13 protein-coding genes and 13 tRNA genes are annotated in these 12,129 nt (G+C 53.3%); 1 reads left to right on the forward strand and 25 read right to left on the reverse strand.

The features are described from left to right. Positions 1–21 precede the first annotated feature (21 nt). The 12 genes from AC27IT_RS25200 to AC27IT_RS25255 form a co-directional block, all read right to left on the reverse strand. On the reverse strand, positions 22–687 hold the full coding sequence (locus AC27IT_RS25200) for a DUF2953 domain-containing protein (protein ID WP_025848945.1): 666 nt from the start codon (positions 685–687) through the stop codon (positions 22–24). A 66-nt stretch (positions 688–753) separates the two neighbouring features. Next, positions 754–1,725: an S-layer homology domain-containing protein gene (locus tag AC27IT_RS25205; RefSeq protein ID WP_025848943.1), complete on the reverse strand. Its 972-nt coding sequence runs from the start codon at positions 1,723–1,725 to the stop codon at positions 754–756. 218 nt (positions 1,726–1,943) lie between these two features. Then, a complete protein-coding gene (gene sleB, locus AC27IT_RS25210) occupies positions 1,944–2,591 on the reverse strand; it encodes a spore cortex-lytic enzyme (protein WP_025848941.1) in 648 nt (215 codons plus the stop codon). Positions 2,592–2,692: 101 nt separating this feature from the next. Further along, positions 2,693–3,043, reverse strand: a complete 351-nt coding sequence (gene spoVAE / locus AC27IT_RS25215) for a stage V sporulation protein AE (protein WP_005835433.1) — start codon at positions 3,041–3,043, stop codon at positions 2,693–2,695. Between the two features lie 16 nt (positions 3,044–3,059). Continuing rightward, positions 3,060–4,064, reverse strand: coding sequence for a stage V sporulation protein AD (spoVAD, locus tag AC27IT_RS25220; RefSeq protein ID WP_025848938.1), 1,005 nt, complete (start codon positions 4,062–4,064; stop codon positions 3,060–3,062). Between the two features lie 3 nt (positions 4,065–4,067). Further along, positions 4,068–4,541, reverse strand: a complete 474-nt coding sequence (spoVAC, locus tag AC27IT_RS25225; protein WP_025848937.1) for a stage V sporulation protein AC — start codon at positions 4,539–4,541, stop codon at positions 4,068–4,070. Positions 4,542–4,559: 18 nt separating this feature from the next. Next, positions 4,560–5,420 carry a DUF421 domain-containing protein gene (locus AC27IT_RS25230; protein ID WP_025848935.1) on the reverse strand — a complete coding sequence of 287 codons (861 nt, stop codon included), beginning with the start codon at positions 5,418–5,420 and terminating at the stop codon, positions 4,560–4,562. A 70-nt stretch (positions 5,421–5,490) separates the two neighbouring features. Continuing rightward, complete coding sequence (locus AC27IT_RS25235; RefSeq protein ID WP_005835427.1) at positions 5,491–5,697, reverse strand: DUF1657 domain-containing protein; 207 nt, start codon at positions 5,695–5,697, stop codon at positions 5,491–5,493. A gap of 154 nt (positions 5,698–5,851) precedes the next feature. After that, positions 5,852–6,055, reverse strand: a complete 204-nt coding sequence (locus tag AC27IT_RS25240; RefSeq protein WP_005830919.1) for an alpha/beta-type small acid-soluble spore protein — start codon at positions 6,053–6,055, stop codon at positions 5,852–5,854. A 54-nt stretch (positions 6,056–6,109) separates the two neighbouring features. Further along, positions 6,110–7,264 carry an MGDG synthase family glycosyltransferase gene (locus tag AC27IT_RS25245; protein WP_026557519.1) on the reverse strand — a complete coding sequence of 385 codons (1,155 nt, stop codon included), beginning with the start codon at positions 7,262–7,264 and terminating at the stop codon, positions 6,110–6,112. Then, entirely contained in the window at positions 7,264–7,845 is a 582-nt protein-coding gene (locus AC27IT_RS25250; RefSeq protein WP_005830916.1) for a YkoP family protein, read from the reverse strand. The genes AC27IT_RS25245 and AC27IT_RS25250 overlap by 1 nt, the downstream gene beginning before the upstream one ends. A 74-nt stretch (positions 7,846–7,919) precedes the next feature. After that, positions 7,920–8,570: a TerC family protein gene (locus tag AC27IT_RS25255; protein WP_005830914.1), complete on the reverse strand. Its 651-nt coding sequence runs from the start codon at positions 8,568–8,570 to the stop codon at positions 7,920–7,922. Between the two features lie 216 nt (positions 8,571–8,786). Between AC27IT_RS25255 and AC27IT_RS25260 the strand changes: the two genes are divergently transcribed. Then, positions 8,787–9,956, forward strand: a complete 1,170-nt coding sequence (locus tag AC27IT_RS25260; protein ID WP_025848928.1) for a sensor histidine kinase — start codon at positions 8,787–8,789, stop codon at positions 9,954–9,956. Between the two features lie 526 nt (positions 9,957–10,482). Here AC27IT_RS25260 and AC27IT_RS25265 read toward each other — a convergent pair. From AC27IT_RS25265 to AC27IT_RS25325, 13 genes are all read right to left on the reverse strand, one after another. Next, positions 10,483–10,556, reverse strand: a tRNA-Gly gene (locus tag AC27IT_RS25265). A 12-nt stretch (positions 10,557–10,568) separates the two neighbouring features. Continuing rightward, a tRNA-Leu gene (locus tag AC27IT_RS25270) sits at positions 10,569–10,656 on the reverse strand. A 29-nt stretch (positions 10,657–10,685) separates the two neighbouring features. Further along, positions 10,686–10,762: transfer RNA gene (locus AC27IT_RS25275), tRNA-Pro, on the reverse strand. Positions 10,763–10,773: 11 nt separating this feature from the next. After that, positions 10,774–10,847 (reverse strand) — tRNA-Arg (locus AC27IT_RS25280). A gap of 154 nt (positions 10,848–11,001) precedes the next feature. After that, positions 11,002–11,077: transfer RNA gene (locus AC27IT_RS25285), tRNA-Gly, on the reverse strand. 69 nt (positions 11,078–11,146) lie between these two features. Beyond that, positions 11,147–11,233: transfer RNA gene (locus tag AC27IT_RS25290), tRNA-Leu, on the reverse strand. Between the two features lie 21 nt (positions 11,234–11,254). Continuing rightward, positions 11,255–11,330 (reverse strand) — tRNA-Lys (locus AC27IT_RS25295). Positions 11,331–11,337: 7 nt separating this feature from the next. Then, positions 11,338–11,422, reverse strand: a tRNA-Tyr gene (locus tag AC27IT_RS25300). 6 nt (positions 11,423–11,428) lie between these two features. Continuing rightward, positions 11,429–11,504, reverse strand: a tRNA-Thr gene (locus AC27IT_RS25305). Positions 11,505–11,603: 99 nt separating this feature from the next. Next, a tRNA-Asp gene (locus tag AC27IT_RS25310) sits at positions 11,604–11,680 on the reverse strand. A 64-nt stretch (positions 11,681–11,744) separates the two neighbouring features. Further along, a tRNA-Met gene (locus AC27IT_RS25315) sits at positions 11,745–11,821 on the reverse strand. A gap of 73 nt (positions 11,822–11,894) precedes the next feature. Further along, positions 11,895–11,970, reverse strand: a tRNA-Val gene (locus AC27IT_RS25320). Positions 11,971–12,054: 84 nt separating this feature from the next. Further along, positions 12,055–12,128 (reverse strand) — tRNA-Glu (locus AC27IT_RS25325). Position 12,129 lies beyond the last annotated feature (1 nt).

Consider the following 12,129-nt stretch of genomic DNA (forward strand, 5'->3'; position numbering starts at 1 on the left):
TATGAGCCGACTTCTGCTTTTTTACGCCTGCGATGGCGTCGTTTGCCATTTGCGCTGGTTGCTTCTTCTGATCCGCAGCGCAATTTTCAATAAGGACAAAAGAAAATGACCCAAATAAAAATGAAAGACGCAGCGAAACGTCGTCTGGATGACGGCTGCGTTCCAGACTGGCTGGACGCTCATCGCCGGCATCGCCCGCAGCGAGATGGAATGCGACAGGACGCCGACAATCACGCTTTTGACGCCCCAGATGATCCCGGTCAGTGCCCCGGTCTCAGCCGCCTGCCCAGTGCCCAAAAGCGTATGCCACTCCAGCTTGGTGCAGTGAATCTGCTTGCACAAGTCTTTGATGAGCGGCAACAAATCCCGCACCCGATCGACAAGCTCCCGGTAGTTGTGATACAACTCTTTCACTTGCCTGCGGGTAAAGTCTTTGACCTTCTCCTGTATTTTGCTTCCTTGCTGGATCGTGTCCACCTGCGCTACCAACTCCGGGCCGGCAGGAGACACCTTGAACAGCAGCATCGGGATCTCGTATTTTCGGGAAAACAAGCCGTGCCATACCGTAATCTCGACTTCTAGCTGGTCGTCTTCCTCTTTTCGACTGTAGTAACAAGTGATTTTCACTGGCGTGACGGCAAGCAGCGCCAGCAAGGCAAACAATCCGGCAAATACCCAGCCCCACAAAAAAATCCCCCCTTTCCACCGTTAGTATGAGTGGAAAGAGCAGGAAATATGTTCGAAAACTTCGCGTTAATCCAGCACGTACACTTTCACGCCTTGCTTCATGCCGTAGCTGCGGGCTTGCTGCAAGGTCGGCAAATACAGGTCGACATGGCGCTGTTTGACTGCGCCGCCGATGTCGGCCGCGACCGCATAGCCGTAGCCGTCGATATACAGATGGCTTCCCAGCGGAATGACGGACGGATCGACAGCGACGACACCCTCGCGCAGCGGATACTCCAGGTACGAGAGGATCGGCTGGTTCGGATTGCTGTACGCGGTCGTCTGGACGGTCAGCGCTTGCTTGTAAGCGGTTCCGTTAAAAAGCTGCTGCGAACTTTTCGCGGCCTCGCTTTTGACCAGGTGCAGCGCCGCATACGTGGCTGCTTCCGCTCTCGTCATCGCGTTTTTCGGCTTCAAGGTACCGTCTGCATACGGGCTGACCAAGCCTTTTTCCAGCGCGTAAACGAATGCCCGCTGGTAGCTCTTGCCCACGCTTTGCCCATCGGGATACTTGGCCAGTGTCTGGATCGTCGTCGACCATTTCACCTGGTTGACGGCACCGCTTTCTCCCTTGGAGCGAATCAAAATGGACACAAGCTCTTCTCTGGTGACAGGCTCATCAGCCTGCAAAAACAATTGGCTTCCTTGCTTCGTTCCGTGGACGATCCCGAGCCGATAAGCTGTTTCCGCAAAAGGAGCCATCCAACTACTTGCAGGTATGTCGGCAAACGGCGACTGACTTGTCGTACCCGGCGCAATGCCCTTTGCTTTCACAAACATCGTCACCAGCTCGCCGCGAGTGACAGGATCGTCCGGGCGGAACGACTCGGCGTCGCCAACAGCCCCTGCTATGTAAAGTTTTTCAATTTCTTTTTTGGCCCAATGGTCGGCAATGTCTGTATAAGGTGTCGCATTCGTCTCGTTTGTCTTTGCCTCTGCGACTGGCGTGCCGATGACCAGCAAGGCTGCCAGCGAGGCCAGGATCAGTTGTTTCCTCATCATCATCCTCCAAAAAAGCGATTTGCAATCCTTTCGTTTCATTTTATCGAAACATTTCGGGAACACAATGTACAATTGTTCCCAAATGGCCGCTTGGACAGAAAAATAGCGCTTTGGGCCGGGCAGCCCCGTACACCGGACCCGTTTGCCTTCGTGAAAAAAGGCCCCTGATCGGCGCATGGTGCGCCAAAATCAAGAGCCTTTTGTTCCGCGCTGCGTTATTTGGCGAAAATATGCTTGCCGATCTTCACGACTTGCGGACGAGACCAGATCCATTTGGAGGTGGCGGTCGATGGATTGAAGTAATAGAGCGCACCATTGGTTGGGTCCCAGCCTCTTACTGCTTCCCATGCGGCCCGGTAGGCCGTCTTGTTGGGGCTCAACCAGTACTGTCCATCAATGACCGCCGTAAACGCGTACGGCTCGAAAATGACTCCCTTGAGCGTGTTCGGAAAGTCTTTGGACTTCAGACGGTTCAGGGCTACCGCCGCGACGGCCACCTGCCCGGTAAAGCTTTCTCCCCGTGCTTCTGAATAGACCAACTGGGCGAGCATTTGCATCTCGTTTCGATTGACCGATACTTTTTTTAACGCCCGCCATGTATTTGTACCAGCGACGCCATCGACTGGCAGTCCGTATGCTTTTTGAAACTTTTTGACTGCCTGGACGGTGTTCGCTCCGTAGCTGCCATCCAGCCGGTCCGTATAATACCCCAACAGTTGCAGACGATACTGCAAATCCCACACATCCCCGCTCTCGCTGCCTCGCTTCAAGAGCGGCGCAGCAAAAGATTCAGCAGGGCAAACAAACGCGACGGCAAGCATCGCCGCGAGCAGGGTCGTCAATGTTTTTTTCATCCATGACATGAACATCCCCTCCTTACGCCACCATTCTACTAGCTGGCGAAAGTAGGTTCAATTCAAGCATTTTGGCAGCACAGGTAACATATGACGCGCTTTTTCCTCTTTTAGCCTTTTGGCCGGAAGATCAGGGCCATGAAAAAGCCAAAGACGATCGCCGCCGATATGCCTGCGCTGGTCACTTCAAAAATGCCGGTCACAATGCCGATCAGCCCGTGCTGCTCTGCTTCGGCCATCGCGCCGTGGACGAGGGCATTGCCGAAGCTGGTGATGGGAACGGTAGCGCCTGCCCCGGCAAACTGGACGAGCGGCTCATACAGCCCGAAGCCGTCCAGCACCGCCCCGGCGACCACCAGAGATGACATCGTATGCGCCGGTGTCAGCTTGACGACATCCATGAGAAACTGGCCGATCACACAAATGATTCCCCCTACGAGAAACGCCCATAAAAACGTCATGCTATCACTCTCCAGGTCACTCGGACTCGATGGCCACGGCGTGTGCGACACAAGGGATGCTCTCCCCTTGCTGATACGAGATGGGCGATAGCAGCGCGCCTGTCGCCACCACCAGCATCCGCTTCCATTCGCCTGCGCTCATCCTCCGCAGCAGGTGGCCATATGTAACGGTCGCAACGCAGCCGCAGCCGCTCCCTCCGGACCAGACATTCGGGTTGTCTCCATAGATGAGCTTCCCGCAATCAATGTAGCGCTGCAGCGGCACCATCACGTTATGTTTAGGCAATAGTTCCGACAAAATCGCATGCCCCACTTTCCCCAAGTCTCCCGTTACCACCAGGTCGTAGTGGTCGTGCGGGAGCTGGAAGTCGCGAAAATGCGTTTCGATCGTCGACAGCGCAGCCGGAGCCATCGCCGCCCCCATGTTGAACGGATCGGTCATCCCCATGTCCACGACTCGGCCAATCGTGGCGCCTGCTATGCGCAAGCCTTTACCTTTGTTGCCGACGACCGCTGCTCCTGCTCCCGTAACCGTCCACTGGGCGGTCGGCGGCTTCTGGGAGCCGTACTCTGTCGGGTAGCGGTATTGCTTTTCTGCCGCCCCGTTGTGGCTGGACGTCGCCGCGAGCACGCAGTCCGCCGCCTGGCTGTCCACGAGCTGCGCAGCCAGTGCCAAGCCTTCCATGGCGGTCGAGCACGCCCCGAAAATGCCGAGAAACGGGATCGCCAGCGTGCGGGCGGAAAAGCTGGCGGAAATGATCTGGTTCATCAAATCGCCTGCGAGCAAAAAGTTGATCTGCTCCTTCGCCAGCCCCGCTTTTTCGATGGCTTTCGAGCACGCTTCCTCCAGCAGCACCTTTTCCGCCTTTTCCCAGCTCTCCTGACCGATCATCAAGTCCCCGTGCAGCGTATCGAAATCCTCTGCCAACGGCCCCTGTGCTTCAAATGGCCCGCCGATGGCAGCGTGGCCGAGAATAACCGGCTTGGAGGGAAATACCCACGACTGATGGCCCTGGCGCATGCGTCACCCTCCCATCGTAAACAACTTTTTTAAAAGACCGATGACGAATGCGGCAGCAACACCAAACACAATGACGGAGCCAGCGAGCTTGAACATATTGCCGCCGACGCCCAGCACCAGTCCTTCGCTGCGGTGCTCGATGGCGGCTGAGGTGATCGAATTGGCAAAGCCGGTCACCGGAACGCTCATGCCCGCCCCCGCCCATTGCGCAATCCGGTCGTAGACGCCCAGCCCTGTGAGCAGCGCCGAAAGCAGGATCAGGACAGCGACTGTCGGATTTCCGGCCGTTTTCTCGGTAAAGTCAAAGTATCGGATGAACAGCTCTGTAATCCCCTGGCCAATCAGGCAGATGAGGCCCCCCACGAAAAAGGCTCGGATGAAGTTGCGCACGAGCGGACGCTTAGGCTCATGGCGCATCGCCAACTGCTGATACTCTTGCTGCACGGGGGTCAGATTCTTCTTTTTTTGATCCGCCACTTTTCTCTCACTCCTTTTTTACCGTATCAAAAACGGCTTCACTTGGTCGATGACTTGCTGCAATTGCTCCGCGTCACGCTGATAAGTCTGTTTGGCCTCTTCGCTTTTCGTCGCAAGGGCAAACAGCTCCAGATCGGCCTGGCATTTTTTCAGTGTCGCAAACGTCAGCTTCATCGCTTGCGGGGCGGGCACCTGAATTTTGTCGTCATACAAATCGAGGTACAGCTCGCCGCCTTTGTCGACCTGGCCGAGAAACACATTTTCAAGCGCCACGCCCGCTTTTTGCAATTGCGTGCGCACCCAACGGCGATTGTAGCCCGCTGTCGCCAACGGCTCGTCCATGATGACGCCATCCATAATGACGACCTGGTTTTCTTCTGCCGGCGACACGGTCAATTCCAACTGCTGCGGCGTCACGGGTTGGTTCTCGGACTTCAAGAGCACGCTCAGTTCCCCGTTTGTCTCCATCAGGGCGAACTCCACGTCCGCTACCCGGAACACGTTTTTGATTCGCAGTTGCTCCAGCAAATCTTCCGCCGTGAGACGTTCCTTTTTCAGATTGTCCTCCAAAATTTTCCCTTCTTTAATAAGAACGGTCGACTTGCCCTCGAAAAAGTCGCGCAGCACCTTGCTTTTGAGCGTCAGCCATTCCATCAGGACAGGGACAATCGCAAAAACACCCATGGCAATCAGACTGTGAACAATCGGTCCGTCCATCTCCGTCGCCATGAAGGCAGCGATGGAGCCGATCGTAATGCCGACGATGTATTCAATGAGCGTAAGCTGCTTGATTTGCCGCTTTCCAATGATTTTCGTCAGAATAAACAAGTATGCCAGCGCTCCCAGCGAGCGTAGCAAAATATTGAACCAGTCAGGCATGCTCCACCTCCGTCAGCCCTTAAAAGAAAAGCCAAGAGAGAGGGAGTCCCTCTCCCTCATTCACAGCAGGCTAGAAGCCTTTGTACTGTGGCTCTTCGTTCTCCAACTCTGTCACGCGTTGCTGCAGGTTGTTCACAATCGTTTGGGTTTGCTCGGCAGCTTCTGTGTACAGTTGCTTCGCTTGCTTGTTTTGCGTGCTAAGCGCGAACGACTCCAAATCTGCCTGCGCACCCTTCAGGCTGGCAAGCGCCTGTTTTACTTGTGCTCCAACTGTCATAATCCTTTCACCTCCCAACATGTATAGAATCAGCCTCTCACGCTGAAATATGCGGTCGAGTTTGCCATTTTTTCTGTAACTTGTTTCCAAATAATTCCATATACATGAAAAAGGAAAGACACCCGCAGGTGCCTTCCCTCATCCAGCTATGCAATTAGCCACGGCCAGCCAATTGTTGTTCAGCGAAGGCAACAAGACGTTTTGTGATCTCGCCACCCACTGAACCGTTTTGACGGGAAGTGGTGTCCGGACCAAGCTGAACGCCGAATTCAGAAGCGATTTCATACTTCATTTGGTCCAGCGCTTGGTTTGCTTGAGGAACCACCAGATTGTTGCTAGAGCGGTTGTTGTTAGCCATCTGTAATCACCTCCTCGTCGTTGGTAGGTTTAATATGTGTGAAGTTTTCGTTGTTCATTCGCCTTTTTCATTTCCAAATTTAGACTCCAGTTGAAAAAGCAGCTCAGCGATATGGGTAGCCGCTGCCGGACGCCTTAGCTTGTCCATCTGCCGGGCGATCCTATCCTTTTGATCGGAGTGGCGCCAGCGCCTGATAATCTCCCGGATTTCCTGCGGCGTACTCGCCAGCACGGCTGCGTTTTGCTGCGTGAGAAAAGCGCTGTTATGCCTTTCCTGACCGGGCAGCGGCTGGTACAGGATCAGCGGCGTCCGCAAAGCGAGCGACTCCGCGCACGTAATGCCTCCGGGCTTGGTCACGTACACGTCTGCCGCGCCAATCCACTGCCACATGCAGTCTTCAAAGCCTTTGACGACAAGCTGGTGCCGCTGGCCGCTGTGCGCTTGCTCTGCCTCCAACTGCTTTTTTAGGCGGGCATTTTTTCCGGTTACCGCGACGACCTGCAGCGGCTCCTCCTCTGTGAGCAAAGCGCGAATGACTTCTTCCATCTGACCGTAGCCGCCCTCGCCTCCGCCGATCAGCACCGTAAAGCGCTCCGGAGCAATTCCCAGCCGCTTTTTCCACTCGTGCCTGGCCGTCTTCTCTGCCAGGCTGAACGCATGGCGGATCGGAATGCCGCAGACGTGAATTTTTTCCGGGCGGATCTGGTAGCGCCGTTGCAGCCGCTCTGCCATCTGCTCATGCGCTACCATATAAGCGTCGATCTGCGGATCTACCCAAAAGCGGTTAATGTGAAAATCAGTCGGCACACTGACCAACCGAAACGGCTTGTCCGCCTTTTTCTTCGCATAGGCAAGCGCCGACAGGCAGTAGGCATGCGTCGCAATTACGACGTCCGGCTGTTCCGCCTGCAGCACCCGCCGAAGCAGTCGCGTCGAGAGCCACCAGCCAAGCGGCTTGGACAGCGACTTTCCCCACATCTCATCCTGTTCGTACATGCTGTGCCAGATGGGCTTGGCGTATTTGAGCATGTTGAAATAAAAAAAACGGGACAGCACGCGCAAACCCGGGCTGGCTGTCTGTAAGCCTCCGATCACCCGGGCTGATTCCGCACCGTCCATTTTTTGCAAAACCTCCTGAAGCGCCTCTGCCGCTACCCGATGCCCACTGCCTGCCCATTCCTCGGTGACCAGTAAAAAACGTTTGGCCATCAAAGCGTATCTCCTGTCGACGCGCCTTGTCCGTAACGCGCAAGCAACAACTCCTTGGACATGTAGACCCGTTTTAGCGGCATGTCGTGCTTCCACGTCTGCACCCGTCTTTTGCCGTTGGGATGAACCAGCCTGAGCATGAGCCGCAAGTACCAACGCTTGTAGCGGAAAAACCAGTTCATCGGCACGTCCGAGATGGAAAAGCCCAGCGGGGCGACTCCTTTGTGCAGCATGGTTGTGCCTACGATTCCTTTGATTTGCTCCCGCTCCTCCATCGCTTCCAGAAAGGCGGCCAACCTGGGCAGCGACTGCAAAATATGCCTGCGCAACAGCAAGGCGACCCGCAGCTCGTCCTGCACCCCCCGGCAGAGCGTGGCAAAGTAATAGTTGTGAATATGTATTTTCAAAATCAGATCGCCGTCATGAATCGTCCGCTCGTCTGACGTGCGTAATGTCTCCCCCCGATAACGCAAGGGAACGACCCGGAAGATGTTGTTCCCTTTTTCGATGTAGGTAAGTCTGGTGCACCGTTGGTAGATTTCATCCCAGTATCCCCATAGCATCAAGAGATTTGTGTTCATGTGCAACGGTTCCTTTCCAGCGATGTTTACTTTGTTTGTAGTATTCCCCAGTATCGCTTCCTTTCATTACCTCTTCAGGCCCTTTTCATCCGTCCCCACAGCATGATCGCTGCCGAGGCAATGGCCGGGAGCCACATGTGGTTAAGCATCAGCGGATTGATCCATTTCCACACGTACGGGTCTTCGAGACACATGTCCACCGCTGTAAAGGCCAACACCCCGCCGCCGAGAATGACCAGGCCTGGAAAACGGTTCATAAGCCTGGCGACCCATGTGCTTCCCCACATTAACAGCGGAATGCTCATTCCCAGTCCAAGCAAAACCAGCCATATATCGCCATGCGCCGCTCCACCAACCGCCAAAACATTATCCAGGCTCATTACAAAATCCGCCAATATAATCGTTCTGACCGCCTGGCCGATTGTCTGATTATGCGCTACCTCTGTCGTTTCCTCCTGGTTGCTCACCATCAGCTTGATGGCAATCCATAAGAGCAGTCCTCCCCCGACCGCCTTGACAAGCGGAATATCTAGCATCCAGGTCGTCACGCCCGTCAACCCGATTCGCAGGACAACAGCCCCGATCGTTCCATACAGGACAGCACGGCTTCGCTCCCGCAGAGGCAAGCCCCGACAAGCCATACCTATGATGACAGCATTGTCGCTGCTCAACACCAGATCAATCATGAAAATATGCACCAGACCCAGCCAAAAATGCTCTCCCATCCCTGCCTCCCTGGTCCATGTAAATGTTTGTCCATTCTACTTTATGCGACTAGAATCGGACTCATGATTGAATATTTTTCCGAATAAAGGCGTATTTCAGCGGATTTTGTCAATAAAAAAATCCCACAAAAAAACATTTTATCGCGAAATCGGGATAATTATACCTTGTCTAATCTTACCCTTTTCCCTTACGATTTTAGTGGGGTGGATAATGCGATGGTGGAGACTGTGACGCTTAATCTATTGAACGTTTCACGGAAAATTTTAGATTTGGCTCCAAGAATTACTACGATATGGTTACAGGAAATTGTTCGCAGTATGGAAATTCCTGTAACCATTCCTCGTGATTTTGCGGAGAAACGAACTGTGCTCTTAGCCCGTTATCTGGTGGAAGACGTAGATCAGGACATGCAGAACTGGGCACTGGATATGGGAGAGTGGCTGCGTTCGCAGGAGTTCCCCTTTTCCTCCATTTTGCGTACGTATCAGTTGTATCGAAATGTCTTTTGGCGCGTGCTTCAGCCTGAACTGCAACAATGGTCCCTCTCTCCGCAGGAGATGCACTATCTGGAGCGACAACTGGGGAAGGCGATGGATGAGAGTGTGTTCTGGGCTGTCTATCATTTCGAGCAGATGATAAACAAGGAGCTCGTGCAAAAGGAAGAAACGATTTCCTACCTGCACAATGACAAACTGACCATGCTGGGGAAAATCGCCGCCAACATGGCGCATGAGCTGCGCAATCCGCTGTGCGCGATTGAAGGCTTTCTCAAGCTGATTAGCGAGTCTACGCAGGAGCAGGCACAACTGCAGACGTACATTCAAGTCGTGATGCATGAATTCGAAAATTTGCACCGGCAAATAACAGGTTTTCTCAGCTTCTCCAAAAAACCGATTTTAGATGAAATTTTCAAAACTGTCCAAGTTGAGCAACTGCTCGCCGAAGTAGAAACGCTCATTACTCCGCGACTGGTAGGAGAAAACATACGCTTTGAAAAACAAGTCCACTCCTGCGCCCTGGCTTGTTATGAGGAAGGCTTAAAGCAGGTCGTCGTCAATCTGTTGAACAATGCGATCGACGCTGTGCAAAATCGAACAGACAAGTACATCCACGTCATTGCCACCGCTTCGGATGGCTGGCTCTATTTGAGCGTGGAAAACAACGGAGAAATGATTCCTCCCGACATTGTCGAGATTTTGTTCCAACCGTTCTTTACGACCAAGCAAAATGGGACAGGCATCGGTCTGTCTATCTGCAAAAACATTATCGAGAAACATAATGGCACCATCCATTGTGATTCCAACGAAAATCGTACCCGTTTCGTCGTGTCGCTGCCGATTTTATCGCCAGAAGAAGCAGCCGTCCAGGCAGCGGTATCTACGTGAAAGCATTCATTTTCTCCGCTTCTCCGCGTAAAAAAGCCTCCTGAGATTCAGGAGGCAATGCAAGAGATCCGTTACCTATTCGTTCGGTAAGCGACCTTAGCCTTACTGTACACGAAAACATATGTTTCTACCACTGAAAACGTCAGACAGCTTTCGACATTTGTTTTATGCAGCAGTCTGTCCCTCTATAGATGATGAAAACGTTCGTGCTCTTAAGCCCCGTTTGCGGGCGTTTCCTATTGGGCTTGGGCGAATTAGCGAGCTTGGGGCTGGGCCTATAGGCACACGCTTGCACACTCGCTTTCGCGCCCGCATGCAAAAGGACCTGTGGCAAGGCTGAAGTGAATCGCCGCCTCGTCTCACAGGTCTTTTTCTGTGTGTGCGTCCTCCTTGCTTTTGTTCTTGCGTCGCTTTTGCCTCGGCCAAACGGTTCTGCCCAAGCTTGGCCGCAAGCGCTGTTTCGAGCTGAATCATCTTTTTTATTGCAAAAAAGCAGAGAGCCGATTGGTTCCCTGCTTTTTGTGTATGGAGCGGGTGATGGGAATCGAACCCACGCGACCAGCTTGGAAGGCTGGAGTTCTACCATTGAACTACACCCGCATCTGACTTATATGGTGCCGAGGACCGGACTTGAACCGGTACGGGAGAAACTCCCGACAGATTTTAAGTCTGTTGCGTCTGCCCATTCCGCCACCCCGGCAATTTCGTTACGAATCTTTGGGCAAATCATGGTCGGGAAGACAGGATTCGAACCTGCGACCCCTTGGTCCCAAGCCAAGTACTCTACCAAGCTGAGCTACTTCCCGACTGTAAAAAGCGTGCCCTGAGAGATTCGAACTCCCGACCTTTTGATTCGTAGTCAAACGCTCTATCCGGCTGAGCTAAGGGCACATGGTAAACGGAATGTACGACAAGTTTCGCTTCTTCCTGGCGCTGCTGCGTCGATACGCTACCTGCCAATCCAGATCAGAAGAGCCTTTGACGTGCTTCCTTGTTGTTCTGTGCGGGGTAAACCCGGAACGGGTGAGAGACCCGAGAACATTTATGGAGCGGACGACGGGTTTCGAACCCGCGACCTTCGCCTTGGCAAGGCGACGCTCTACCAATTGAGCTACGTCCGCATTTTGATAAGCTGTGAAATCCCCGTACAATGCTTGAAATACGCTACAAGGCTTCGTTTTTTGATTGAATGGTGCGGTCGAGAGGACTTGAACCTCCACGGTGTTGCCACCACTAGAACCTGAATCTAGCGCGTCTGCCAATTCCGCCACGACCGCATATCCACTTGTCAAAAATACTGGTGAGCCATGAAGGACTCGAACCTTCGACCCTCTGATTAAAAGTCAGATGCTCTACCAACTGAGCTAATGGCTCGAAATACTGGTGGGGAGAGACGGATTCGAACCGCCGAACCCTGAGGGAACAGATTTACAGTCTGCCGCGTTTAGCCACTTCGCTATCTCCCCAGTAAGTGGTGCCGGCAATAGGACTTGAACCCACAACCCCCTGATTACAAGTCAGGTGCTCTACCAATTGAGCTATACCGGCATACTATTAAATTATGGCATATCTTTCATGAAAAATCAATGTTTTTTATTTCCACTAAAACATTTTACATTTTCATGAAGGAGGCCACCTTGTAAAAGATGGCGGAGCTGACGGGACTCGAACCCGCGACCTCCGGTGTGACAGACCGGCGTGAACTCCAACTTCACCACAGCTCCATATATGTTGTACCTGCTGGACACTTCATTTCTACATGACCAGGAGGTAGGACTAGAGAAAATTTGGTTGCGGGAGCAGGATTTGAACCTGCGACCTTCGGGTTATGAGCCCGACGAGCTACCGAACTGCTCCATCCCGCGACGATTTGGACGATCCATTGTCAGCGTTGCCACAGAACGAGGTGCGTTTTGCTGACCATCCATATGTGATTAGTGGTGGAGGCTGACGGGATCGAACCGCCGACCCTCTGCTTGTAAGGCAGATGCTCTCCCAGCTGAGCTAAGCCTCCAAAGTACCCCACAAAGTGAAGAGATTGCGTTATAGCAACACCGAGTACTTTGCGGGGACCCCAACAACTAGTTGGGTGTATAAGTGACCCGTAGGGGATTCGAACCCCTGTATGACAGCGTGAAAGGCTGCTGTGTTAAACCGCTTCACCAACGGGCCA

The sequence above is a fragment of the Brevibacillus sp. YAE8 genome (assembly GCF_057543335.1).

Bases quoted from the DNA above. Each gene is read 5' to 3' on its own strand.
- AC27IT_RS25260 (WP_025848928.1), top strand. From the start codon at position 8,787: ATGGTGGAGACTGTGACGCTTAATCTATTGAACGTTTCACGGAAAATT.
- sleB (WP_025848941.1), bottom strand. From the start codon at position 2,591: ATGTCATGGATGAAAAAAACATTGACGACCCTGCTCGCGGCGATGCTT.
- spoVAD (WP_025848938.1), bottom strand. From the start codon at position 4,064: ATGCGCCAGGGCCATCAGTCGTGGGTATTTCCCTCCAAGCCGGTTATT.
- AC27IT_RS25205 (WP_025848943.1), bottom strand. From the start codon at position 1,725: ATGAGGAAACAACTGATCCTGGCCTCGCTGGCAGCCTTGCTGGTCATC.
- spoVAE (WP_005835433.1), bottom strand. From the start codon at position 3,043: ATGACGTTTTTATGGGCGTTTCTCGTAGGGGGAATCATTTGTGTGATC.
- AC27IT_RS25255 (WP_005830914.1), bottom strand. From the start codon at position 8,570: ATGGGAGAGCATTTTTGGCTGGGTCTGGTGCATATTTTCATGATTGAT.
- AC27IT_RS25240 (WP_005830919.1), bottom strand. From the start codon at position 6,055: ATGGCTAACAACAACCGCTCTAGCAACAATCTGGTGGTTCCTCAAGCA.
- AC27IT_RS25235 (WP_005835427.1), bottom strand. From the start codon at position 5,697: ATGACAGTTGGAGCACAAGTAAAACAGGCGCTTGCCAGCCTGAAGGGT.
- AC27IT_RS25230 (WP_025848935.1), bottom strand. From the start codon at position 5,420: ATGCCTGACTGGTTCAATATTTTGCTACGCTCGCTGGGAGCGCTGGCA.
- AC27IT_RS25245 (WP_026557519.1), bottom strand. From the start codon at position 7,264: ATGGCCAAACGTTTTTTACTGGTCACCGAGGAATGGGCAGGCAGTGGG.
- AC27IT_RS25250 (WP_005830916.1), bottom strand. From the start codon at position 7,845: ATGAACACAAATCTCTTGATGCTATGGGGATACTGGGATGAAATCTAC.